This window comes from Rhodococcus sp. WMMA185 (assembly GCF_001767395.1).
In the GTDB taxonomy this organism is placed as follows: Bacteria; Actinomycetota; Actinomycetes; order Mycobacteriales; family Mycobacteriaceae; genus Rhodococcus_F.
The window spans coordinates 1401950-1425842 of sequence record NZ_CP017014.1 but is presented as its reverse complement, the minus strand read 5'-3'; the positions used below and the strand labels follow the sequence as shown (position 1 = coordinate 1425842).

Sequence of the window (23893 nt, the reverse complement as noted above, 5' to 3'; positions counted from 1 at the left end):
CCTCCGCCTGCTGACACTCCAACAGCGCCGGGGCCGGTAGGAATTGCCGGCCTCGGCGCTGTCTTGTGCCGTCTCGAACTCCGCGTTCGGGTCCGATGCCGTCAGCGCAGCCTGCGGGGCCCCAGGTCCACCGGACTCGGTTCAGGCCCGATCCGCATGCGGGAGTCGGTGATCTGGACGCCCTCCGCCGAAGCGAGCACAGGTTCGCAGGTCATCTCCCGGACCTCCGGCAGGTCGTCGGCAAGCGCAGAGATCCGCTGCACGAGGTCGACCAGCGCCCCCTTGTTCACGGGTACCGCGCTGCGGTACCCGGAAAGCAGCGGCGCCGCCTTCGGCGCGTCAATGAGTTCCGCCGCGGCATCCTCGGTCAGCGGCAACAGTCGGTAGGCGCGGTCGCCGAGCAGATCCGAGATCACCCCTGCGAGGCCGAACGAGATGAGCGACCCGAACGACGGATCCTCCTGTACCCCCACCACACAACCGATTCCCTTGGTGGCCATCCGTTGCACGTGCAGCAGCGGTTCACCGGACGCGGCGGCAAGGTCGCGGTAGGCCCACCGAACCGGATCCGCCCCGGCCAGGTCCAATCGCACCCCACCGAGATCCGGGCGGTGCCGCCACTGCTCCCCCGTCGCCTTCACCGCGACCGGGAAGCCCAGTTCTTCGGCGGCACTCACGGCCTCGTCTTCGTTTGCAACCGAACGGAACTCCACCACCTCCACCCCGTAGCACTCGAGAAGTTGAGCGGACTCGACGTCCGACAACCACCGCCCGGATGAGGCTGCGAGCCAATCCCGGACCATCCCCTTCGCTCGATCCGGGTCGATCCCGTTAGGGCGCAGCACCTTCGAAGCCGGCTTGTTCTTCCATGCCGAGTACCGCCACGCTCGCGCCAACGCCAATGCCGCACGTTCCGGGCCCGGGTACGACGGCACCGATCCGCGGGTCGGATACCCGTCCCGATCCCGCACCGCCAACACATCCGGCACTCCTTCTGCGGCAAGGAACGTGGTCAGCACCGGCTTGTCGGCATCGAGGACCGACTCGCCCAGGGCCTGAGCAAACGGTTCCGCAGGCACCGCGACGGGCGGAGCGAACACGGCTATCACAGAGTCGACGTCGGGGGACGACAGTGCCGTGCTCACCGCCCGCGCGAACTCCTCGGGCCCAGCCTGTGGCCCCAGGTCCACCGGGTCTCCGACCTGCAGGCCCTCACTACGGGCGGCATCCACCGCCAGCACACCGAGCGCGGTAGAGTTCCCGACAACCGCAAGCCTGGGGCCCGAGGGCAGCGGCTGGTAACCGAAGAGCAGCGCACAGTCGAAGAGTTGGGAGATCGACCCCACCTGCACCACGCCAGCCTGCTCGAAGAGCGTTCGGACGATCGAGTCGTCCATCTCGACACTCGCCGACGCCAATGCTGGCGGAACGGCATGCCGCCCGCTCTTCACTGCGACGATGGGCTTGTTCCGGGCCACACGGCGGGCGATCCGCGAGAACTTGCGCGGATTTCCGAAACTCTCCAGATACAGCAACACCACTTCCGTGGCGGGATCCGAATCCCAGTACTGCAGGAGATCGTTGCCGGACACGTCGGCTCGATTTCCGGCGGAGACGAAGGAGGACAGTCCGATACGGCTGCGAGCGGCTTCGTCGAGGATAGCGATTCCGAGAGCACCGGATTGGCAAAAGAATCCGACGTTGCCCGGGCTCGGCAAGACTGGAGCGAGCGTCGCATTCAAAGACACATCCCGGTCGTTGTTCGCCACCCCTAGTGCGTTGGGGCCGATCAGACGCATCCCGTGCGCGCGGGCGGCGTGAACGAGACGGCGCTCGGACTGCTCGCCGTCCAGGCCCGCTTCACTGAACCCCGAAGACACTACGACGAGGGCCTTTACACCCTTGATCAGGCAGTCGTCCAGCACGGCGCTGATCGACTCGGCGGGAACGGCGACCACAGCGAGATCGACCTCGTCGGGAATGTCACGGACAGTCGGATATGCACGCACTCCACGCACCGAACGATGCTCGGCGTTGACCGGGTATACCGGGCCGGAGAACCCGGCCCCCAATAAGTTGCTCAGCACCGCGTTGCCGACCTTCGCGGTGTCGGTCGATGCACCGATCACCGCGACTGACCGTGGGGTGAGCACGTTGCGCATGCTGCGAGCCTCGGCCGCCCGTTCCCGGGAGTTGCGCACGGAAACCAACGCTTCGGTCGGGTCTATCGCGAACTCGAGCCTGAGCACTCCGCCGTCGAAGCTTCGGCTCACCTGGTAGCCGGCCTCCCGGAAGACTGTCACCATGCGCCGGTTCTCCGCGAGAACCTCGGCCACGAACATGGTGATCCCGTTCTCCGCCGCCGCGCCGGCCAGGTGCTCGAGAAGGACGGGTCCGAGCCCGCGTCCTTGATGGGCATCGGCAACAACGAATGCGACTTCCGCGGATCTGCCGTCCCCCTCCCCGACGAGCCTCTCGTAACGGCCGACTGCGATGATCTCGTCTCCGAGCACCACGACGAACGCCACCCGGTCGTGGTGATCGACCGTGGTGAAATGGACGATGTCGCGTTCGGGCATGGTCGGGTACGGCCCGAAATACCGAAGGTAGCGTGTGCGTTCGGAAAGCTTGGAGTGGAACGCAACCAGCTTGTCCGCATCCTCGGGAACAATCGGTCGCAATGCCACGGCGCCACCGTCCGACGCCAGCACATCTGCCTCCCAGTCCCGCGGATAATTGTGCGCGGCGTCCGGTATCCCTCCTGTGGTCCCGACGCCGTCTTCGGCCCCGGCCGCACCCCTACCGTCCGACTCAGTCACGGGGGTCCTCGGGGTCGAGACCGAGCAGGGGGAAGCAGGCGCGACGCGTGGCGACGACCGCGGAATCGATACGGTGAAGTGCCCGGTCGACAGCGGGGACTCCCGTTTCCGGGGCGCCGCCCGGACCGTCCCAAGGCAGGTAGTCCACCTCGCCGCCGTCACTCATGGTGTCCGGCAGGTTCACGTCAGGCATGAGTGAACGTACGCGCTCGCGCCAGGACTCGGGTACTGCACGACCGGGAGGCAACTCGACATCGAGTGCTGCCGCAATGAGATGGGTCCAGGCCCGCGGCACCACCCGGACGAGTCCGTACCCGCCCCCGCCCACAGCGAGCCAGCGCCCCTCTGCGTAGCGGTCTGCTAGATCGCGCATCGCCAGGAACGCTGCCCGCTGCCCGTCGACGGTCAGCGCGAGGTCGGCGAGCGGATCCTCACGATGACTGTCGACACCACACTGGCTGACGACGATCTGGGGGCGGAAAGCAGCGATCGCGCCCGGGACGACGGCGTGGAACCCTCTGAGCCACAGGGCATCACTCGTCCCGGGCAGAATGGGGAGGTTGATTGCCGTACCTTCTCCAGCACCTCCACCGACTTCGCTCGACCACCCCGTGTTGGGAAAAAGGGTTGCCGGATGCTGGTGCAGCGAGATCGTCAGGACCCGTGGATCGTCCGCGAACGCGTGCTGAACGCCGTCACCATGGTGCGCATCGACGTCGATATAGGCGACCCGGTCGAAGCCGTTGTCCAGCAGCCACGAGATCGCAATCGCGACATCGTTGTACACGCAGAAGCCGGACGCCCAGTCGGGCATCGCATGATGCATGCCTCCACCGATACTCACCGCCCTGCGCGTGCGGCCCGATGCGATCTCACGCGCCGCCGTCAGCGATCCGCCGGCGAGGATCGAGCTCGCTTCGTGCATCTCAGGGAAGACGGGATTGTCCTCTGTGCCGAGTCCATGCGGAGTATCCTGCCCGAGCACACCCGGGGTAGCCGAATGCCCGGCATGCTTGACGGCCTCGATGTAGCCCGGGGTGTGGATCCTCAACAAGTCCGCGTCCGAAGCCGCCTCGGGCCGTACCAGTTCGGCACCCTCCAAGAGCCCCAAACTGCGGGCGAGCGACATGGTCAGCTCCAGCCGGGTCGGGCTCATCGGGTGGTCCGCACTCCACCGATAGCGGAGATACTCCGGACTCCACACGACTGCCCGGTTCGATACCACTGCAGCCGAATCCTTCCGAGCGCCGAAAGACCGTGTCATGAACTCACGCTACTGGTCCGCCGCAGACGGTGCTAGCAGACCCGCAGAACTGCCTCCGACGCTACGAGACGCCGAACGCATGTATGGCAAGGACCGACCGGTAGAATCAACCAAGACGAAGGGGAGTGAGTGTGAAGGATCTGGTTGACACCACGGAGATGTATCTCCGGACGATCTACGACTTGGAAGAAGAGGGCGTTGTCCCTCTTCGAGCGCGTATTGCCGAACGACTCGAGCAGAGCGGCCCGACGGTCAGCCAGACCGTCGCTCGGATGGAGCGCGACGGTCTCCTCCAGGTCGCTGGTGACCGCCATCTGGAACTGACCGAAAAGGGCCGCGAGCTCGCGGTGTCTGTGATGCGTAAGCATCGCCTGGCGGAACGACTTCTCGTCGACATCATCGGGCTGCGGTGGGAAGAGGTTCACGCGGAGGCCTGCCGTTGGGAACACGTGATGAGCGAGGAAGTCGAGCGGCGTCTGGTGGAGGTGCTCAACAACCCCACGACTTCCCCGTACGGCAACCCGATTCCCGGGCTTGCCCAACTCGGTCTAGACCGTCCGATGGATCCACGCGAGAACCTCATCCGCCTCACGGAGATCCCGGCAGGTAGGCCGACAGCGGTCGTGGTCCGTCGCCTCGCCGAGTACATACAGTCCGATGCGGACGTCATAGGACAGCTGCGTGAGGCCGGCGTCGTTCCGGACGCCCGCGTCACCGTCGAAACCAAGCCGGGCTCGGTCATGATCACGGTTCCTGGCCACAGCGGATTCGACCTGCCGGAGGAGATGGCGCACGCCGTCCAGGTGAAGCAGGTTCAGGGATAGTTCATGAAGCTCCTGGTTACCGGCGGGGCCGGCTATGTCGGCAGCGTATGCAGCACCGTCCTGCTCGAAAGAGGACACGAGGTCGTCATCATCGATGACCTGTCCACGGGAAATGCCGACGCGGTGCCACTCGGCGCCGAATTCGTCGAGGGCGATGTGGCGGATGTGGTGGCAGACGTTCTCGGCACCGGCGGTACACCACGTTTCGACGGAGTGCTGCATTTTGCCGCGCAATCGCTCGTCGGCGAGTCGGTCGAACACCCGGAGAAGTACTGGCGCGGCAACGTCGTCACCACGCTCGAACTTCTGGAGGCACTGCGTCATTCGGGGACTCGGAACTTGGTGTTCTCGTCCACCGCCGCCACCTACGGCGAGCCGGAGCACTCGCCGATCACGGAGGCGGACCCCACCCGCCCCACCAACCCCTACGGGGCAACCAAGCTCGCTATCGACCATGCCATTACCTCGTACTCGGTGGCGCATTCACTCGCCGCGACCAGCCTCCGGTACTTCAATGTTGCTGGAGCGTACAAGTCGGCCGGCGAGAACCGTGTCGTCGAGACGCATCTGATTCCTCTCGTACTCCAGGTAGCCCTCGGACAGCGAGACAAGATCTCCGTCTTCGGAACCGACTGGCCCACCCCCGACGGAACAGCGATCCGCGACTACATCCATGTGCTCGATCTCGCCGAGGCGCACATCCTGGCACTCGAATCCTCCGTCGAGGGCCGGCACCGCATCTACAACCTCGGAAGCGGCACGGGATTCAGTGTGCGCGAGGTTATCTCGGCGTGCTCGCGCGTAACCGGACTGCCCATCGCTGTCGAAGACGCTCCACGCAGGGCCGGCGATCCTGCAGTCCTCGTGGCGTCCAGCGCTCGCGCGATTGCGGAACTCGGGTGGCGGCCCGAGCACACCGATCTCGACGAGATCGTCACGGACGCATGGTCGTACCTGCAAGAACTCGGCGACAGGTCGCACGCGGCTCAGCGATAACCAGTGGCCTCGATCGGCGGAGGTAGCCTCACTCCGATCTTCTTCGCACACTCGTAGCCGGTTATCGCCAAGTCTCGTACCGCGGCCGGTCGGAGCCCGGATTGAAGCGCACCGTCGAGCAACGTGGCCAGTACGTGGTCGGGATCCGAATCGAGTGCAGCACCGAGTGCGATGCCGGCCAGAGGCCCATCTCCCCGGACGTAGGCGCTGTATCCGAGCAGTACCGCGGCATTCGCGCGTTCCGGGTCAGGGAGGTTGCGGGCGAGCAGGATCCACAGTTGCTCGGCGTCGTCGGCACAGGCGCTGACGGCGAGCGCGAGAGCGCTGTCTCGTACCTTGACGTTGTCCAGCGCGAGCGCCAGCTCTGCAGTCTCCGAGGCGAGAAGTCCCTCCCCCGAGGACACCCGGACAACAGCCGACAGAATCGATTCGAGTTCGCGGCGGTCACTGCATTCCGGGGCGGCCGCCCGCTGGGCCAGTCCCCACTTCAAGGCGGCCGCTTCTCGGGCGTCGTCGATGAGCGTGGCTATCTCCATCCTTTCCTGTGCCGGTCCCGTTTCGATCGTTGCTTCGAGATCGTTGCGTGTGGAGCGGATCGCTCGACCCCTAGAACCTGCGCGACCGCGACATGGGATGAGTAGGGGTCGGTCTGCGCACCGTGAGCACGGCCTGGAAGCAGGCTCGACCATTCACAACCGTTGGCGATCTCTTCGGTCACGAGCGCATCGATGAGTTCGATCGGCGTGGTATCGAGGAGCTCTTCGAATTCCGCGACGATGGCGGCGAGTTCGGCACCCGAAGTAGTTCGGTGATCAGCGAAGCGGTCGTCGATCAGCAGCAGGAGAACACCGGCAGCGTTCTCCCGCTTGCACACTTCACTGAATTGCTTCAGAACGGCGGACATCGGCTCGGTCGGAGCTCCGCCGCCATCGAGGATGAGATCGTGCCTCATAACGGCGCCCACCGTCGAAGTGGGCCTGCCGGATAGGCACACGGCGACGATCGAGCGCTCGGGACGGAATCCCAGTAATGCAGGAACCGCAGCGAACAGATCTCCCGGATCGGACAACCGCACAGCGAACTGGTCCGGGGACCGTCCATCGATGGAGTTGTCGGAGAAATCGGAGCTGGAGGGAAAGGCAGGTGTCGTCATGCACCAGACTCTGACGGGGATCGCTATCGGGCACGGATGTACCACCAGGGACGACGTGTCGGGCTGTGGATGATCGATCCGTTGTGCACAACATCTCACCACGTACTCGAGGATTCGAAAACCGATCCCCGATCAGTCGGGGCTCTGTGTTAGCGCGCTATTTCAACCGTTGTGCACCTTCTGAACCGCCGCAGTAAACACCTGATCGAGCGCCGCAGTATCGGCCTTCGTATCGCCGAAAGACATGAAGGTAGCCGAGACACGCACATCGCCGACCTGGGCAATCAGCGTAACCATCGACTGAGTGATCGTGGCTCTTTCATTGCCGGACTTGACGGTTCGACGAAGAGCCAGAGTGTCATCCGCTCGGATCGGAGGCGGGGGCGTTATCTCGGTGACGACAACCGACTCGACTCCGCTGTCGGTCACGGTGACCCCACCGCACCTCTCCGTTTGCCGGGCAAGTTCATCCAGAGGTGAATCGGTCCTGGCCAGTTCGACCGAGATCGTCGACCGGCTCTCGTTGTCCGTGCCCACTGCCATGACGGTTCCATCGGGCCCGTAATCTTGTTCCGGCGGTTCACAATCGGATGGATCTACCACCGCCGTCAGCGGCACACCCGTCAGGTCGGGTGCCGCCATCGCTACGGCCTGCGCGGGTAACACGATCGCGTCGTAGCGGTTCGGGAAGTCGGCCGGGTCGAGCAGGAGTGCCGATAGAGCCTTACCGGATGGCGGGCCGTCCATGGGGTCGGCCGCCGACATCGCACTCGGCTTCGCGGTACCCGATATGACCGAGGTGCATCCGGCGAGGAGCGACGACGTCGCGGCAACCGAGGCCACCGAAATGCCAACCGCAGTCCGTGCCGATCTTCGCCGAGTACTCACTGCACACCCCCTGTCGTACATGCGATGCTCCGCCGGGAGCCTGTCGGCAACTCTGCCACGCCGGGACACCGTTAGCGGGCAGGTTGCGGTTCGAGTTATCGGTAATCCGCTTTCGGCAAGTGCGCAGCGTCGTCACCGACCGCCCGCGCGACAACACTCTTCCGCGGGAATTATCGGTCACCGCAGCATGTTGTCTGAGGGGGCAGAACCTCCTGGAACAACGTCCGACGTACCGGTGCCGAAGACGATGAGGGACACTGGAGGTAGGCACGAAGGAGAAGAGGTCTGTAATGGACGAACAGTCGAAGATGTACGAGCTGGAATTCCCGTCACCGCAGTTGTCTTCCGCGGACGGGCAGGGACCCGTATTGATCCACGGACTCGAGGGCTTCTCCGACGCAGGCCACGCAGTGAAGATCGCAACCAAGCACCTCATGGAGAGCCTCGAAAGCGAGCTGGTCGCCTCGTTCGCGGTGGACGAGCTCGTCGACTACCGCTCCCGGCGGCCCACCATGACGTTCAAGACCGATCACTTCTCGGATTACGACCAGCCCCAATTGAATCTGTACGCGCTCAAGGATGTTGCCGGCACCCCGTTCCTGCTCCTCGCCGGCATGGAACCCGACTTCCGGTGGGAGCGGTTCACCACCGCGGTGCGCTTGCTGGCGGAACAACTCGGTGTACGCCGGACCGTCGGGATCAGCGCCATTCCCATGGCCATTCCCCATACCCGCCCACTCGGTGTGACCGCGCATTCAACCGAGAAGGAATTGATCAAGGACCACCAGCGCTGGTCGGGTGAGTTGCAGGTGCCAGGAAGCGCCTCCTCACTGATCGAGTTGCGGATGGCCCAGCACGGGCACGAATCGATCGGATTCTCGGTGCATGTTCCCCACTACCTAGCCCAAACGGACTATCCCGGAGCAGCCGAGACCCTCCTCGAGAATGTGAGTGAGGTCACTCAACTGGATCTTCCCTTGACGGCTCTCGGCGAGGCCGCAGCGCGGACCCGGGAGCAAGTCGACGAACACATTGCCGGCAACGATGAGGTGCAAACCGTCGTCCAGGCGCTCGAACGGCAATACGACGCCTACGTAACGGCCCAGGAGCAGCAGTCCACGCTTCTGGCCAGCGACGCGGACCTGCCGAGTGGCGACGAAATCGGCGCAGAATTCGAACGGTTCCTGGCCGAGCAGTCCCGTGGGGAAGGAGACGATTCCGGCGCCGGTCGCGGTCTCGGCTCCTGAGCGCAATCTCGATTCCGGCTCCGCGGAGTGCCGCTGCCACATCAGGACGACGCGGTGGCGGCGGTCACTTGTTAAGTTAACGCTCGTGCACTAGCTTCAAGGCCCTCCGAAGTTGACGAAGGTGTCAACTCTCACGAAGTGCACGACCGTAGGAGGCGACATGAGCGGGACTCACAGTCGGAAGCTCAGGCCTGTCCCCGATACCGAGACACGGATGGTGTTCCGCACCATCCATGGCTATCGGCGCGCTTTCCGCGTTGCCGGGCAAGGTCCGGTGATCCTGCTGCTGCACGGAATCGGTGACAACTCGTCGACGTGGGCGGAAATCATCCCCCACCTCGCGAAGAATTACACGGTCATTGCGCCCGACTTGCTCGGTCACGGTCGGTCCGACAAACCGCGCGCCGACTATTCGGTGGCGGCATATGCGAACGGCATGCGCGATCTGCTGTCCGCGCTCGGAATCGATCACGCCACCGTAATCGGCCACTCGCTCGGCGGTGGGGTCGCGATGCAGTTCGCGTACCAATTCCCGCAAATGGTGGACCGGCTAGTACTGGTGTCGGCGGGTGGGGTCACGAAGGACGTCCACCCCCTGCTTCGCCTCTCGGCAGTCCCTGTCGTCAACGAAGCCTTGAAGTTGCTGCGCATTCCGGGCGCTATGCCAACGGTCCGACTGATCGGCAACGCTCTGAGTGAACTGCACCACACCCGTCTCCGCCCGGGTGCGCTCCTGCACGACACCCCTGATCTCCTTCGGGTCCTGTCCGGGCTCCCCGACCCGGACGCCTCTGCTGCATTCCTGCGCACGTTGCGCGCAGTGGTCGACTGGCGCGGTCAGGTGGTGACCATGCTCGACCGGAGTTATCTGACCGCGGACGTGCCTGTTCAGCTCATCTGGGGCGATCAGGACACGGTCATTCCAGTCGATCACGCACATCTCGCGCACGCGGCGATGTCCGGGTCACATCTCGACGTCTTCCAGGGCGCCGGGCACTTTCCCTTCCGAGACGATCCGATCCGGTTCCTGCGTACCGTCGAGAACTTCCTCGCGACCACACGACCACACGTGTCCGACGAGAACCGGCGGCGTCAACTGCTCGTAGACGGAGTCGTCGAGGACGCCATCAGCGGCAGCGAGTCCACCAGGATGGCCGTTCTCGACGCCATGGCGTGCGACGAACGAAGCGCCACCTGAAGACTGGCCTGGGAAGTCGCCGTGGCCGAACGGCGGAGGCGACAACGCGGCATTGTCACCGGCGTGAGATCTGCCGCTAGCCTGTAGCGGTGCTTCTCTCCGACCTCGTCCCCGATACCGCGGACCCCGATTCCGTTTTCGACGCCTTCAGTTCGTGGACGGAAGACCGCGGCCTGACGCTGTATCCGGCGCAGGAAGAGTCCGTCATGGAACTCGTGTCGGGTGCCAACGTGATCCTGGCCACCCCCACCGGCTCAGGCAAGTCGATGGTGGCGATCGGCGCGCACTTCTACGCGATGGCCGCCGGTAAGCGCACGTTCTACACTGCCCCAATAAAAGCCCTGGTCAGCGAGAAGTTCTTTGCGCTGTGCGAGGTTTTCGGGGCGGAGAACGTCGGCATGATGACCGGTGACGCTGCGGTCAACTCACAAGCACCCATCATCTGTGCAACAGCCGAGATCGTCGCGAACCTGGCACTGCGTGAGGGTGCCGATTCCGACATCGGCCAGGTCGTGATGGATGAGTTCCACTTCTACTCCGAGCCCGACCGCGGGTGGGCCTGGCAAGTTCCCCTCATCGAACTCCCCCGCGCGCAGTTCCTTCTCATGTCAGCAACGCTCGGCAACGTCGACTTCTTCTCGAAGGACCTCACACGGCGCACAGGTCGGTCGACGATCGTGGTAGCCGGCACCGAACGCCCCGTGCCGCTGATGTTCTCCTACGCGACGACTCCCGTGAGCGAGACGATCGAGGAACTGGTGACAACCAACCAGGCTCCCGTCTATGTCGTGCACTTCACGCAGGCCGCCGCCCTCGAACGAGCGCAGGCGCTCACCAGCGTCAACTTCTCCTCCCGCGACGAGAAGGAAGCGATCGCAAAGGCGATAGGGGGCTTCCGCTTCACCACCGGCTTCGGCAAGACGCTATCCCGGCTGGTGCGCCACGGCATCGGCGTCCACCACGCGGGAATGTTGCCGAAATACCGGCGCCTCATCGAGAAGCTCGCTCAGGACGGACTCCTCAAGGTCATCTGCGGCACCGACACCCTCGGCGTGGGGATCAACGTGCCGATCCGCACGGTCCTGCTGACAGGCCTGACGAAGTTCGACGGCACCCGGACTCGGCACCTACGTGCCCGGGAGTTCCACCAGATCGCCGGACGCGCCGGCCGCGCGGGCTACGACACTCTCGGTACGGTTGTCGTCCAGGCCCCCGAGCACGAGGTCGAGAATCTCCGCGCGCTCGCCAAGGCCGGAGACGATCCCAAGAAGCGCCGCAAGGTACAGCGCAAGAAGGCTCCGGAGGGATTCGTGTCCTGGGGCCAGGCCACGTTCGACCGACTCGTGGCCGCGTCGCCGGAGCCACTCGTCTCACGATTCTCCGTGTCGAATTCCATGTTGCTCAACGTGATCGCACGCCCGGGCAGTGCCTTCGAGTCCATGCGCCACCTCCTCGAAGACAACCATGAATCGCGGCCCGCCCAGCGCAAGCACATTCTCAAGGCAATCTCGCTGTACCGCGGGTTGATCGACGCCGGGGTTGTCCAACGCCTCGACGAACCCGACGCTGACGGTCGCATTGCCAGGCTCACCATGGAACTCCAGCGGGATTTCGCGCTGAACCAGCCATTGTCACCCTTCGCCCTAGCCGCACTCGAGCTCCTCGACTCCGGATCGGACTCGTATGTTCTCGATGTGGTGTCGGTGATCGAATCGACACTCGACGACCCACGCCAGGTCCTCATGGCGCAGCAGCATCTCGCCCGAGGCGAAGCGGTCGCGCAGATGAAGGCCGACGGGATCGAATACGAGGAGCGGATGGAGCTGCTCGAGGAAGTCACATGGCCCCAGCCTCTGGCCGACCTGCTGTTTCCCGCATTCGAAATGTACCGCGGAGGACATCCTTGGATCTCAGAGTTCGCGTTGTCGCCCAAATCGGTGGTGCGCGACATGGTCGAGCGGGCGATGACGTTCGCCGAACTCGTCAGTCACTACGGGCTGGCACGCTCCGAGGGTCTGGTACTGCGTTACCTCGCCGACGCATACCGCGCTCTGCGGCAGACGGTTCCCACCGAGTTCCGCACTGAGGAACTCGACGACCTCATCGAATGGCTCGGTGAGCTGATCCGGCAAGTCGACTCGAGCCTCCTCGACGAGTGGGAGCAGTTGACCGATCCAGGCATTGAATCCGATGACCAGCAGGTCGCCTTCGGTGCCGACGAACCCCGACCGATCTCGTCCAACACGCGCGCGTTCAAGGTGATGGTGCGCAATGCGATGTTCCGCCGCATCGAACTCGCTGCCCGCAAACGGTGGGATGCGCTCGCCGAACTCGGGGACGGCCTCGATTCCGATGACTGGGCCGACCTCATGGAGCTGTACTTCGACGAATACGACGAGATCGGCACCGGCCCGTCGGCCCGAGGACCCCTGCTCTTCCAGGTAACCGTCGAGCCGAAGCTGTGGCGCGTGCGACAGGTCCTCGACGACCCCGAGGGCGACCACGGCTGGGCCCTGCTCGGTGAGGTCAACCTCGCCGAGTCTGACGCAGCCGGTGAGGTGGTCTTCGACGAGTTCGAGGTGGCCGAGGGCTGAGTCCCGCACCTCGGAACTCATTCCTCGAAACTGCGTTACATTCAAGCGCCATATGTAACACTGCACCGCATGAGCAATGAGCAACTGGAAGATCGAGCAGGCCTGACCACCTTCCCGACCACACCCCCGATGCAGTGGGATGGCTGGGGCGCACCGGAAAAGCGCAAGGATCTCTCGGACGGAATGAAGGCAGTGCTGGGGCAGGCCCTCGGGGTCACGATTCGTCAGGCACCGGACCGTGTGGCCGCAGATGTGATCCTGACTCCGAGCGCGGTGTCCGAAGGGCAACTCGCGGCGCTGGCCGGGATTGTCGGAGAGAAATTCTGCAGCACCGAACACGACGATCGACTGCTGAGGGCGGGCGGCAAGAGCATATTCGACTTGCTGCGCCGTCGCAGCACGGAACCGCAGAACGCCCCCGACGTCATCGTTACCCCGGGCACCGAGGCCGAGGTCGCCGAGATCCTCCGATACTGCGCCGACAATTCCATCGCCGTCGTGCCCTTCAGCGGTGGCAGCAGCGCCGTGGGCGGACTGGACCCGGTGCGTGACAAGTTCGACGCGGTCCTCTCCCTGGACCTGCGACGGTTCGACTCGTTGATCGACCTCGACACCGATTCCGGCACCGCAACGCTGGGAGTCGGGCTGCCCGGTCCCAGAGTCGAGGAACTGCTTGGTGCACACGGTTTCTCGCTCGGGCACTTCCCGCAGAGCTTCATGTTCGCGACCATCGGCGGATTCGCCGCGACCCGCTCCTCGGGGCAGGCCTCCGCAGGCTACGGCCGGTTTGAAGACATGGTGCAGGGTCTGCGGGTGGTGACCCCCGCCGGCACCCTCGACACCGGGCGTGCGCCGGCGTCCGCCGCGGGTCCGGATCTCGGCGAATTGTTCGTCGGCTCGGAGGGAACGCTCGGCGTCATCACCCAGGTCCGTGTGCAGGTACATCCGGTTCCGGAGACCACAGTCCGTGAGGGCTGGAGCTTCCCCGATTTCGAGACCGGCGCGGCAGCACTGCGTGCACTCCGGCAGGCAGGCGCGGTCCCGACCGTGCTGCGCCTGTCCGACGAGGCCGAGACCGCCGTCAACCTCGCAACCCACGACAAGATCGGCGAAGAGGCCGTCACCGGCGGCTGCCTGGTGATCACCACGTTCGAGGGCACCAAAGAGCACACCACGAAGCGGGTTGCCGAGGCCCGCGCGGTCCTGCAGGCTCACGGCGCAACCTCGCTGGGCGACGAACCCGGAAGTAATTGGGAGCACGGCCGCTTCGACGCCCCCTACCTGCGGGACGCGCTACTCGATGCGGGCGTACTGTGCGAGACCCTCGAGACGGCCACCACCTGGGGCAACCTCGCGAATCTGCGTGCCTCGGTCACCGCTGCGTTGACCGAGTCGTTGTCCGCGCAGGGAACGCCGCCGTTGGTGCTGTGCCACATCTCGCACACCTATGGGACGGGTGCGTCGCTGTACTTCACCATCGTGTGCGCGCAGAACGACGACCCAATCGATCAGTGGGGCAAGGCCAAGGCCGCCGCGGGTGATGCGATCATCGCCGCCGGCGGAACGATCACGCACCACCACGCTGTCGGGGTCGACCACCGCCCGTGGTTGCGGGACGAGATCGGCGATCTCGGTGTCACGGTGCTGCGTGCGGTCAAGAACGCCGTTGATCCGGCGGGAATCCTCAACCCGGGCAAGTTGATTCCGTGAGCACCCAGAGGTCGATCGAGAAGGTCACCGTCCTGATCAACCCGCTTTCCGGGCACGGCAACGGCCCGAGCGTCGGCCGCAAGGCTGTCGCACGCCTGCGTGAGCGGGGAGTGTCCGTCACCGAGATCATCGGGACGGACGCCGATCATGCCCGCGAGCTGGCCCAGCGGGCTGTGGACGGCGGCGCCGACGCGCTCGTCGTGGTCGGCGGTGACGGTGCGATCAGCATCGGGTTGCAGGCGGCCGCCCAATCCGGGACGCCGATCGGGCTGATCCCGGCGGGGACCGGCAACGATCTCGCACGTGAGTTCGGCATCCCCGTAGACGATCCGGTTGCTGCGGCGGACGTGATCGTCGACGGCGAGGTGCAGGAATCCGACCTCGCTCGGATCACGCTCGACGACGGTTCGATCGTGTGGGTGGGCACCATCATTGCCAGCGGGTTCGATTCTCTTGTCGCGGATCGGGCCAACCGCCTGTCGTGGCCCAAGGGGCCCATGCGGTACAACCTGGCGATGCTCATCGAACTCACCCGGCTCGAGCCCCTGCGCTACGAGATCGAGTTGGACGAGGAGACGGTCCAGGTCGACGCCACACTCGTCGCGGTTGCCAACAGCCGTTGGTATGGCGGTGGGATGCAGATCTGCCCGAAGGCCGACACGACCGATGGTCTGCTCGACGTGACGGTCGTCGAGCACGGTCGCCGATCGAGGTTCGTCCGGCTGTTCCCGAGGGTGTACAAGGGCACCCACGTGGACCTACCCGATGTGCAGACTTACCGTTCGTGCAAGGTGCGTATGCAGTGCGAGGGCATCACCGCCTACGCGGACGGCGACCGCGTCGGGCCGCTTCCGGTGACGATCGAGGCGGTACCGTCTGCGCTGCACATCCTCAGTCGACCAGCGGCCTGAGCCACCGAGGATTCTCGGCCGGCTTCGATGAGGGCACGCTAGGTCGACGGCTTGAACGGCCCCGCGTTGCGCTGCGTGCGGTTGGACTGTTCGCGCTTGGTGGCCTGCTGCTCGCGAATCCTCTTCTCCTCCTTGCGAACCTCGACCAGGCCGGCGCGCTCGGCGACGAGCCAGTCGGGCTGGTCGGCCAGGAGCGCGTCGATCTGTGCGGTGGTGAGCGCCTCGGTGACGCCGCCGCGGGCGAGACCGGAGATGGACACGCCGAGCTTGGCGGCGACGACGTTCTTCGGGTGCGGACCTTCCCGCCGCAGCGTGGTGAGCCACTCCGGCGGGTTGGCCTGCCATTCGTTCAGGTCGTCGCGCGAGACCACACCGGCCTGAAACTCGGTGGGGGTGGCCTGGAGATATACGCCCAGCTTCTTCGCGGCGGTGGCCGGCTTCATCGTCTGGGGGGTCTTCTGCGACGTCATGCGTCAAGGGTAACGAGCAGCACTCGCACCGGTGACTCCCGGGAACCGGCGGGTAGCCTGACCGGGTGACCGAGGCGACCGAATCCCGACCGTTCCGGCTCGCGTACGTCCCCGGTGTCACCCCGGCGAAGTGGGTCCGCATCTGGGGCGAGCGAATCACCGATACCCCTCTCGAACTGGTACCGGTCGACGCCGCAGACGCTGCCGTGGCACTGCGCGAGCGCCGCGCCGACGTCGCGCTCCTGCGCCTGCCCGTCGACCGCGACGGCCTCAGCGTCATTCCGCTCTACGGGGAAGTTCCGGTCGTCGTGGTACCGAAAGACCACGTGTTCACTGCGGCCGAGGAGATCGCGCTCGCCGATCTCGCCGATGAACTCGTCCTCGACCCGCTCGATACCCCGCTGGTGTGGGACGAACTCCCGGGAAGGTCCGCGCTGGATCGTCCCGCGTCGACCGGGGACGCGATCGAACTGGTCGCCGCCGGCGTCGGCGTGGTGGTGGTACCGATGTCGCTAGCGCGCCTGCATCACCGCAAGGACCTCACCCATCTCCCCGTCGACGGCGGACCCGAGTCCCGGATCGCTTTGTCGTGGCCGGAGGATGCAACTACCGATCTCGTCGAGGAGTTCATCGGAATCGTGCGCGGGCGAACTGTGAACAGCTCCCGCGGCCGAAACCCTCACGAGACCCCGAAAACCAAAAACCCGAAGCCTCGCAAGCAGACCGAGGACGCGTCTGCCAAGTCGCGAACACAAGACTCTCGACGCAGCGGGGGAAAATCGGGTGCCAGGACCAAATCAGTCCGACGAAGGCGTCGGTGACCACTACGCCGTGCCCGGACGATCAGCCCTCGACAGCCACGACACCCGCCGGCGCCGCACTCCGAAGCAAGGCGGCCAGCTGCCGATACCCTTCGGCGCGGCCACTCGACGCCCGAAAGACCAGGCCGATCGTCCGCCCCGGTGCGGGTTCGGCGAACCGCGCGGTGGAAAGATCGGCCCGCCGGGTCTCGACTCCGACGGCCGAATTCGGCACCAGGGTCACGCCCAGCCCTCCGGCCACACACTGCACGACAGTCGCGAGCGAGGTCGCGCGCGTGTCCCCGGACAGCGGGTGCGCATCGACCGACCGGCACAGGTCCAGCGTCTGATCACGCAGGCAGTGCCCCTCGTCGAGGAGCAACAGGGGCAGTTCACCGAGCACGTCGAGAGGTAGGTCGTTCCGGTCGGCAAGCACATGATGCTTCGGCAGAACTACCACGAAATCTTCCTCGTACAAGGGGATCTCGACGAGCCCGGGTGCCTCCGACGGCAGCGCCAGCACTGCGACATCGATCGCGCCGGCGCGCAAGGACTCGAGTAGGCGAGCCGTCTGATCCTCGACGATTCGAGGCGAGGCGGCGGGCATTTGCTCACGTAACGCCGGTAACAGGGCCGGAAGGACGTATGGAGCGACCGTGGGTATGAGGCCTATCCGCAGTGGTCCGGCCGGTTGGTCCCCCGCACCCGCCGCGGTTGCGACGAAAGAGACCGCGGCGTCGAGAATCCCCTTGGCGTGCCCGAGTAGCCGTTCCCCGGCCGGCGTGACGAGGACGCGCCTGGTGCTGCGCTCGATGAGCTGCACGCCGAGCCCGTTCTCCAAAGTGGCGAGCGACTGCGACAGTGTGGGTTGACTCACATTCAAATGCGATGCCGCCGTGCCGAAATGGCGGTATTCGGCCACCGCGACGAACGCACGCAGCTGTGACAGCGTGGGCTGATAACTCCGATCCGACATGCCTATCAGTATAGATGTTTCAATTGGCTTTGCCTTTTGAAAATGTTTGTGCAGAATATTCGACGGCGCTCGCAATGTTCACAAGATGTTCACAAGTCAAGTAGGAGAACGAGATATGGCTCTGCTCACCATCGGTGACCAGTTTCCCGCGTACAACCTGAAGGCAGTCATCGGTGGCGACCTCTCCAAGGTCGACGCCCAGCAGCCCGACGACTACTTCACCACGATCACCAGCGACGACTACGCAGGCAAGTGGCGCGTCGTCTTCTTCTGGCCCAAGGACTTCACCTTCGTGTGCCCCACCGAGATCGCGGCGTTCGGCAAGTTGAACGACGAGTTCGCCGACCGTGACACCCAGGTGCTCGGTGCATCGGTCGACAACGAGTTCGTGCACTTCCAGTGGCGCGCACAGCACGAGGACCTCAAGACCCTGCCCTTCCCGATGCTCTCCGACCTGGGGCGTGAGCTGGCCGAGGCTACCGGTGTCCTCAATGCAGACGGTGTCGCGGACCGTGCCACCTTCATCGTCGACCCGAACAACGAGATCCAGTTCGTCTCGGTCACGGCCGGCTCCGTGGGCCGCAACGTCGACGAGGTACTGCGCGTCCTCGACGCCCTGCAGTCCGACGAACTGTGCGCCTGCAACTGGAAGAAGGGCGACCCGACGATCGACGCCGGCGAACTCCTGACGGCGAGCGTCTGAGTCATGACCGTAGAGAACCTCAAGAACTCCCTGCCCGAGTACGCCAAGGACCTCAAGCTCAACCTGAGTTCCCTCTCTCGCAGCACCGTCCTGAACGAGCAGCAGTTGTGGGGCACCCTCCTCGCCACGGCCGCCGCCACCAAGTCGGCGACCACCCTGAGGCAGATCGCCGACGAGGCCGCGGACATCCTGTCCGCCGAGGCCTACAACGCCGCTCTCGGTGCCGCATCCATCATGGGTATGAACAACGTCTTCTACCGCACCAAGGGTTACCTGGGCGGCAAGTACGACGACCTGCGCGCGGGCCTGCGGATGAACATCATCGGCAACCCGGGTGTAGACAAGGCCGACTTCGAGTTGTGGTCGCTCGCGGTGTCCGCGATCAACGGTTGCAACCACTGCCTCGAGGCCCACGAGAACACCCTCCGCCAGGAGGGGGTCGACCGTGAGGTGATCTTCGAAGCAATCCGTGCCGGCTCCATCGTCGCGGGTGTCGCGCAGGCTGTGGAGGCGAGCGAGACCCTCGCCACCGCGGGAGTCTGACGGGCAGTACTCTTCACCGCCGAACGGCCCCGCGTGCAGGATTGTCCGCACGCGGGGCCGTTCGGTCACTGAGGCGATAAGCTGCGATAATGCCCATCCACGTAGACGTCGTCCGGGTGTTCACCGACGAGCGGGGACACCACGGGAACCCGCTCGGGATCGTCGACGCGACCACCGTCGCCGCGGAAGACCGGCAATCCGTCGCCGCGAAGCTGAAATACAGCGAGACGATCTTCGTCGAGCTCCCCACCCCCGGCTCCGAGTACGCACGCGCACAGGTCTTCACTCACGCCACCGAACTACGTTTCTTCGCCGGCCATCCCACAGTGGGGCTCTCCTGGTGGTTGCACGAGCGCGGCACCCCGGTTCGAACGCTGGAGGTTCCGGCGGGTTCCGTCGCCACCCGACGTTCGGGAGCCCTCACGTGGGTTCGCGCAAAGCCCGACTGGGCACCGGAATTCTCCCTGTACCCGATGAACAGTGTGCGTGAGGTGGAGGCAGCCGATCCGAAGAAATTCGGTCCCGGCCGTCACTACCTGTGGGCGTGGACCGACAGGGTCGAGCATTCCATTCGATCTCGCATGTTCGCTCCGGAAGTCGGAACCATGGAGGACGAGGCGACCGGGGCAGCTGCCGTCCACATCACCGAACACCTACGCCACGCCCTGCTCATCGAGCAGGGCCGGGGATCCATATTGCACACGACCTACGACCCGGCCGGGTGGGTCGAAGTCGGCGGACTCGTCCGGGCCGAGAAGTCACGCGTCCTGTGAAGATGGTCGCCGGTCCCGCCCCGCAGCGAGATCGGCCTCGCCTAGAGTCACTTCGATCTCGCGGCCGAGTATCACCCCGGGAGCCAGAGGCAGCTTGTCCCCGCTCCAGAACCTACCGGGGTCGAACCAGTTGACACGACGCCGGCCTGTGATCAGCCCCATCGCCTCATATGTCTGCGCGACCACCTCTGCGCAGTAGGCGCTCTCGAGACCTGCACTCCCGAGACCTTCAGCACGCGCCGGTCGGCGCCCGACGCGGGGCAGGCGCCCCCCGAACCAACGTGACGCAAGCTTCGCAGTAGATGGGAAGGGGGTGCCGTCGAGTCTCGCGATGGTGCGCATCAATGCGTCTTCCTGCTGCCGGGTGACCGACTCGGCAAGTTGTCGAAGCCACGCCCGCTGCCCGTAGCGCACGCCCCACACCCGGACCGCCGCACGAAGATCATGAAGTTGCACACCACGCTGGAATCGGCCGGTCCACATGTCCTGCAACGAATGCCCGAGTTCGGCATGCCACATCAACGGCGGCAGATCCTCGAGCACCACCGACATTCCCACGTGATTGACCGGACTGTTGGTCAGGGTCTGGATGGCTCTGTCGGCCGCAGAGCGTCCGCGGAAGATCCAGATGTCACCGGTTCTGGTGACTTCTACGGCGCGCTCGAGATCGATACGCGAACCGCTGTGTCGTCCGTCCGTGTGCCGCGGGCCCTCCATGCCTCTAGCGTAGAAGGATGCGACCGCGCGGCAGACAATGGTGGAAACTCGTCGGGCTGGCTGGGTTTGTAGGTGTCGCCGCGACCGGTGTCGTTGCCGTGCGCGCGGACCGGCAGCGGAAGGCGTACACCGCTGATGAGGTCCGGGCACGGCTCCACGAGCGATACACCCGCGCATCCGCGGCGGACGACGGGAAAATGACCGAGTCGCCGCCGCAGACCTGGCGCAGCAGGCTCACCGGTGGCCTGCGCCGACTCCTTCGGTACGACGCCGCGAAGAATCAGCCCAGCGCCCGGCGGAACCCATCGGCGAGTTGAGCTACCTGATCGTCCGTCATCACGAACGACGGTGAGACCTGCATAGCACCCTGCCCTGCGGCGCGACCCGAAATTCCATGTTCCCGTAGTGTGTTCACGAACGGAAGTGCTTCGGCCGGATCCGCCAGCTGCACCGCTGCGACGGCACCGAGACCGCTACGCACCTCCTCGACCCGCGGATGATCGGCGAGGGGCGCCAGGTGCTCGTGCAGCGAGGCCTCGAGTCGCTTCGACTCCGAGAGCAGATTCTCACGTTCGATGATGTCGAGGTTGGCCAGAGCGGCAGCCGCGGCACCCGCGTGCCCGCCGTAGGTGTACCCGTGCCGCCACCACACCCCGCCGGCAAAGAACGGTTCCGCGACGCGGGGAGCGATGAATACTGCACCCATCGGGACGTACCCGGACGTCAAGCCCTTCGCCGTCGTCATCAGGTCTGGCTGAAGGTCGAATCGCGTAGATGCGAACCACTCACCGCCGATTCGCCCGAACCCGGTCACCACCTCGTCGACGACGAACAGGATGTCGTGCTCGCGGCAGATGTCGCGCACCTCGGCCAAATACCCCTCCGGCGGCAGGTAGATGCCGCCGGCACCGATGACAGGCTCGCAGAAGAAAGCGGCGATCTTGTCTGCCCCGATCCGCTCGATGAGTTCGAGCAGGCTTTTGGCATCGTTCCAGGCGACCGTTGCGGCGTCTGCCATCAACTCGCCGTATCCCTCCCGGTTGACCGGGATACCGGCAAGGGCGGTGCCCGCCACGTGCATGCCGTGGTATGCCTTCTGACGACCGACCACGATCGTCTTGCCCGGCTTGCCCATCTCGTGCCAGTAGCGGCGCGCGAGCTTGGCCGCCGTGTCCACGGAGTCCGAACCGCCGGAGGTGAAGAAGACCTTGCTGCCCGGCACGGGCGCGAGAGCGGCTAGGCGCTCGGCGAGCCTCACGGTGGTCTCCGGTGCGAAGTCGCCGAAGTTCGAGAAGTGCGCGACGGTCCGCAGCTGTTCCGCAACAGCATCTGCGATCTCCGAACGCCCGTGCCCAACATTGGTGAACCACAGGCCCGCAGTCGCATCGAGGTAGCGGTTGCCGTGGTCGTCCCAGATGTATGCGCCCTCACCGCGGGACACCACGAACGGACCCTTCTGCTCCACCGCGCCCATATCCGCGAATCCGTGCCACAGTGCCGACGCCATTCTCGTTTTCCCTTCGTGAAACCAACCCGTACCGACTATGCCACTGACGACGCGCGCACCGGTTTCCGGGTTCTTCGGCGGACCCTACCTGTGGGCAAAGGCTGTCGGATGGGCCTCGGTATCCACCCCGGGAATTCCCTTTCCGCGGATCGACGCTCCCGCCGTCTCGACGACGAAGAACAGGGCGACGAGCCCGATGACACAAGCACCCATCATGTAGAACGCGGGCATGAGCGTGTTGTGCGTCCAGTCGATGAGGAGTTCGTTGACGGCGGGAGCGGTGCCGCCGAACAGCGATGTCGACACGTTGTACGCGATGGCGAACCCTGCGAAGCGGACGTGGGTGGGGAACATCGCCGGAAAGGTGGCCGAAATGGTCGACAGTTGCAGTACATAGAGGGATCCGAGGATCGCGAACGCCAGTACCGCCCATCCGAAGCCCTGACGCATCAGCAGATACATCGGAGTCGCGAACACGAAAAGGCCGACGAGCGATACATACCAGAGTGGTTTGCGGCCCACTCGATCCGACAATGCCCCGGCAAACGGGATTGCTGACATCATGATGAGCTGCCCGACGATGAACAGCGTCAACGAGGCCTGAGAAGAGAGACCGATCTGGGTCTCGAGGTACGTCGGCATATACCCGAGCAATGTGTAGTTGGTGACATTGAGCGCGATCACGAGCCCAGCCAGCAGCAGCAACGGCTTCCAGTACCTGGTGACCAGATCCTTGAACTCGGTCGTGACCGCATCCTCGGTGGCACCCTTGTCGTCGAGTTCCCGGAACACCGGTGTCTCCTCGAGCTTGGTCCGCAGATACAGGCCGATGATGCCGAGAGGACCCGCAATAAGGAATGGCAGACGCCAGCCCCACGACTGCATGAATGCGTCGGTCGACACCAGTTCGACACCCAGCACCACGATCGCGCCGAGTGCGTACCCACCGAGCGTGCCGAACTCGAGGAAACTTCCGCAGAAGCCGCGCCTGCGGTCCGGGGAGTACTCCGCCATGAACGTGGCGGCCCCGCCGTACTCGCCACCGGTCGAGAAGCCCTGAATCATGCGCAACAGCACGAGCAGCACGGGCGCCCAGATTCCGATGGTGTCGTATCCCGGCAGGAGGCCGACACAGAACGTGGCAGCAGCCATCAGGAGGATCGTGAGAGCGAGCACCTGGCGGCGTCCCAACCGGTCTCCAAGGGGCCCCCAAACCAGCCCGCCGAGCGGGCGGACCAAGAAGGACACCGCGAACACCAACAGCGCGTACAGCGTGCCTGTGGTGGCGTCACCGGGGAAAAACGCCGCGGAAATGTATGAAACGGTGAACGCGTAGACCCCGTAGTCGAACCATTCGGTGGCGTTGCCCATCGCAGATGCCGCGATCGCCCTACGCAAAACTCCAGGTGGAACCGATTCTCGTGCGTCTGACGACGTCGACGGCACCATGTTCGGCCTCCTCGGATTGTGACGCGGACCTCCCCATACTTGCCGCAGTTCGCACAATCCGCACCCCGGGCGGCCGAGAAAGCGACCCGGCGGGCACACGATCCACCCCGATGCGGGCGACTGTTCGCCCGACTACCCACGCACGCCAGTACACAGACGTCCTAACGTCCGTCCGCATACGCGGCGGCGAGAGCGACGCCCCCGCTCAGACGGAACGGCGTGCAGGAGGTTTCCGCGATGTGCCAACCGTCACAACCCGGTTGAATCCTCTAGACAGCGATCCACTAGCGTACTCCGAGCCTGACCCAATGTCCGGATTGTCCGGTTCCCTGTCTGCTTGGAAGGAGCGAC

Annotated in this window: 22 protein-coding genes; 12 read left to right on the top strand and 10 right to left on the bottom strand. The window is 65.0% G+C overall.

Annotated features, from left to right (window positions below; translation table 11 throughout):
• Nucleotides 1-101: 101 nt before the first annotated feature.
• Together BFN03_RS06430 and BFN03_RS06425 are read right to left on the bottom strand one after the other, a co-directional pair.
• Entirely contained in the window at nt 102-2819 is a 2718-nt protein-coding gene (locus tag BFN03_RS06430) for a bifunctional GNAT family N-acetyltransferase/acetate--CoA ligase family protein (protein ID WP_084385519.1), read from the bottom strand.
• Nucleotides 2812-4083 carry an acetoin utilization protein AcuC gene (locus BFN03_RS06425; RefSeq protein ID WP_070378318.1) on the bottom strand — a complete coding sequence of 424 codons (1272 nt, stop codon included), beginning with the start codon at nt 4081-4083 and terminating at the stop codon, nt 2812-2814. Before BFN03_RS06425 ends, BFN03_RS06430 begins: the two co-directional genes overlap by 8 nt.
• A gap of 131 nt (nt 4084-4214) precedes the next feature.
• On the opposite strand from BFN03_RS06425, the gene BFN03_RS06420 reads away from it, so the two are divergent.
• Together BFN03_RS06420 and galE are read left to right on the top strand one after the other, a co-directional pair.
• Entirely contained in the window at nt 4215-4907 is a 693-nt protein-coding gene (locus tag BFN03_RS06420; RefSeq protein ID WP_070378317.1) for a metal-dependent transcriptional regulator, read from the top strand.
• A 3-nt stretch (nt 4908-4910) separates the two neighbouring features.
• Nucleotides 4911-5903 carry a UDP-glucose 4-epimerase GalE gene (gene galE / locus BFN03_RS06415; RefSeq protein WP_070378316.1) on the top strand — a complete coding sequence of 331 codons (993 nt, stop codon included), beginning with the start codon at nt 4911-4913 and terminating at the stop codon, nt 5901-5903.
• On the opposite strand, the gene BFN03_RS20910 is transcribed toward galE, so the two are convergent.
• The 3 genes from BFN03_RS20910 to BFN03_RS06405 all read right to left on the bottom strand — a co-directional run bounded on the left by BFN03_RS20910 (nt 5894) and on the right by BFN03_RS06405 (nt 7944).
• Nucleotides 5894-6466 (bottom strand): DUF4192 domain-containing protein, encoded by a 573-nt coding sequence (locus BFN03_RS20910; protein ID WP_269748461.1) that lies wholly within the window; start codon nt 6464-6466, stop codon nt 5894-5896. The two genes, galE and BFN03_RS20910, sit on opposite strands and share 10 nt — an antisense overlap.
• Nucleotides 6430-7056, bottom strand: coding sequence for a DUF4192 domain-containing protein (locus BFN03_RS20905; protein ID WP_269748458.1), 627 nt, complete (start codon nt 7054-7056; stop codon nt 6430-6432). The genes BFN03_RS20910 and BFN03_RS20905 overlap by 37 nt, the downstream gene beginning before the upstream one ends.
• A 162-nt stretch (nt 7057-7218) precedes the next feature.
• A complete protein-coding gene (locus tag BFN03_RS06405; protein ID WP_070378315.1) occupies nt 7219-7944 on the bottom strand; it encodes a sensor domain-containing protein in 726 nt (241 codons plus the stop codon).
• 290 nt (nt 7945-8234) lie between these two features.
• Here BFN03_RS06405 and BFN03_RS06400 point away from each other — a divergent pair, with 290 nt between their 5' ends.
• From BFN03_RS06400 to BFN03_RS06380, 5 genes are all read left to right on the top strand, one after another.
• Nucleotides 8235-9191, top strand: coding sequence for a proteasome assembly chaperone family protein (locus BFN03_RS06400; RefSeq protein WP_070378314.1), 957 nt, complete (start codon nt 8235-8237; stop codon nt 9189-9191).
• A gap of 160 nt (nt 9192-9351) precedes the next feature.
• Nucleotides 9352-10389 carry an alpha/beta fold hydrolase gene (locus BFN03_RS06395; RefSeq protein ID WP_070380674.1) on the top strand — a complete coding sequence of 346 codons (1038 nt, stop codon included), beginning with the start codon at nt 9352-9354 and terminating at the stop codon, nt 10387-10389.
• An 89-nt stretch (nt 10390-10478) separates the two neighbouring features.
• Complete coding sequence (locus tag BFN03_RS06390) at nt 10479-12983, top strand: DEAD/DEAH box helicase (protein WP_070378313.1); 2505 nt, start codon at nt 10479-10481, stop codon at nt 12981-12983.
• A 129-nt stretch (nt 12984-13112) separates the two neighbouring features.
• Nucleotides 13113-14693 carry an FAD-binding oxidoreductase gene (locus tag BFN03_RS06385; RefSeq protein WP_070378312.1) on the top strand — a complete coding sequence of 527 codons (1581 nt, stop codon included), beginning with the start codon at nt 13113-13115 and terminating at the stop codon, nt 14691-14693.
• Entirely contained in the window at nt 14690-15604 is a 915-nt protein-coding gene (locus BFN03_RS06380) for a diacylglycerol kinase (RefSeq protein WP_070378311.1), read from the top strand. Before BFN03_RS06385 ends, BFN03_RS06380 begins: the two co-directional genes overlap by 4 nt.
• A 38-nt stretch (nt 15605-15642) precedes the next feature.
• Here the strand turns inward: BFN03_RS06380 and BFN03_RS06375 are convergent, their stop codons facing one another.
• Nucleotides 15643-16074 carry a DUF5997 family protein gene (locus tag BFN03_RS06375; protein WP_070378310.1) on the bottom strand — a complete coding sequence of 144 codons (432 nt, stop codon included), beginning with the start codon at nt 16072-16074 and terminating at the stop codon, nt 15643-15645.
• A 65-nt stretch (nt 16075-16139) separates the two neighbouring features.
• On the opposite strand from BFN03_RS06375, the gene BFN03_RS06370 reads away from it, so the two are divergent.
• Nucleotides 16140-16895 carry a LysR substrate-binding domain-containing protein gene (locus BFN03_RS06370; RefSeq protein ID WP_070378309.1) on the top strand — a complete coding sequence of 252 codons (756 nt, stop codon included), beginning with the start codon at nt 16140-16142 and terminating at the stop codon, nt 16893-16895.
• Nucleotides 16896-16917: 22 nt separating this feature from the next.
• Here BFN03_RS06370 and BFN03_RS06365 read toward each other — a convergent pair whose 3' ends face one another.
• Nucleotides 16918-17850: a hydrogen peroxide-inducible genes activator gene (locus tag BFN03_RS06365; RefSeq protein ID WP_070378308.1), complete on the bottom strand. Its 933-nt coding sequence runs from the start codon at nt 17848-17850 to the stop codon at nt 16918-16920.
• A 115-nt stretch (nt 17851-17965) separates the two neighbouring features.
• Between BFN03_RS06365 and BFN03_RS06360 the strand changes: the two genes are divergently transcribed.
• From BFN03_RS06360 to BFN03_RS06350, 3 genes are all read left to right on the top strand, one after another.
• Nucleotides 17966-18553 carry a peroxiredoxin gene (locus BFN03_RS06360; RefSeq protein ID WP_070378307.1) on the top strand — a complete coding sequence of 196 codons (588 nt, stop codon included), beginning with the start codon at nt 17966-17968 and terminating at the stop codon, nt 18551-18553.
• Between the two features lie 3 nt (nt 18554-18556).
• Nucleotides 18557-19096 (top strand): carboxymuconolactone decarboxylase family protein, encoded by a 540-nt coding sequence (locus tag BFN03_RS06355; protein WP_070378306.1) that lies wholly within the window; start codon nt 18557-18559, stop codon nt 19094-19096.
• An 89-nt stretch (nt 19097-19185) separates the two neighbouring features.
• Nucleotides 19186-19869 (top strand): PhzF family phenazine biosynthesis protein, encoded by a 684-nt coding sequence (locus BFN03_RS06350; protein ID WP_070378305.1) that lies wholly within the window; start codon nt 19186-19188, stop codon nt 19867-19869.
• Here the strand turns inward: BFN03_RS06350 and BFN03_RS06345 are convergent.
• Nucleotides 19855-20586 (bottom strand): hypothetical protein, encoded by a 732-nt coding sequence (locus BFN03_RS06345; RefSeq protein WP_070378304.1) that lies wholly within the window; start codon nt 20584-20586, stop codon nt 19855-19857. The genes BFN03_RS06350 and BFN03_RS06345 overlap by 15 nt on opposite strands.
• A gap of 17 nt (nt 20587-20603) precedes the next feature.
• Here BFN03_RS06345 and BFN03_RS20095 point away from each other — a divergent pair, with 17 nt between their 5' ends.
• Nucleotides 20604-20903 carry a hypothetical protein gene (locus BFN03_RS20095; RefSeq protein ID WP_084385517.1) on the top strand — a complete coding sequence of 100 codons (300 nt, stop codon included), beginning with the start codon at nt 20604-20606 and terminating at the stop codon, nt 20901-20903.
• Here BFN03_RS20095 and BFN03_RS06340 read toward each other — a convergent pair.
• Nucleotides 20867-22093, bottom strand: coding sequence for an aminotransferase family protein (locus tag BFN03_RS06340; RefSeq protein WP_070378303.1), 1227 nt, complete (start codon nt 22091-22093; stop codon nt 20867-20869). The genes BFN03_RS20095 and BFN03_RS06340 overlap by 37 nt on opposite strands.
• Nucleotides 22094-22177: 84 nt before the next feature.
• Complete coding sequence (locus tag BFN03_RS06335; protein WP_070378302.1) at nt 22178-23542, bottom strand: MFS transporter; 1365 nt, start codon at nt 23540-23542, stop codon at nt 22178-22180.
• Between the last annotated feature and the right edge of the window lie 351 nt (nt 23543-23893).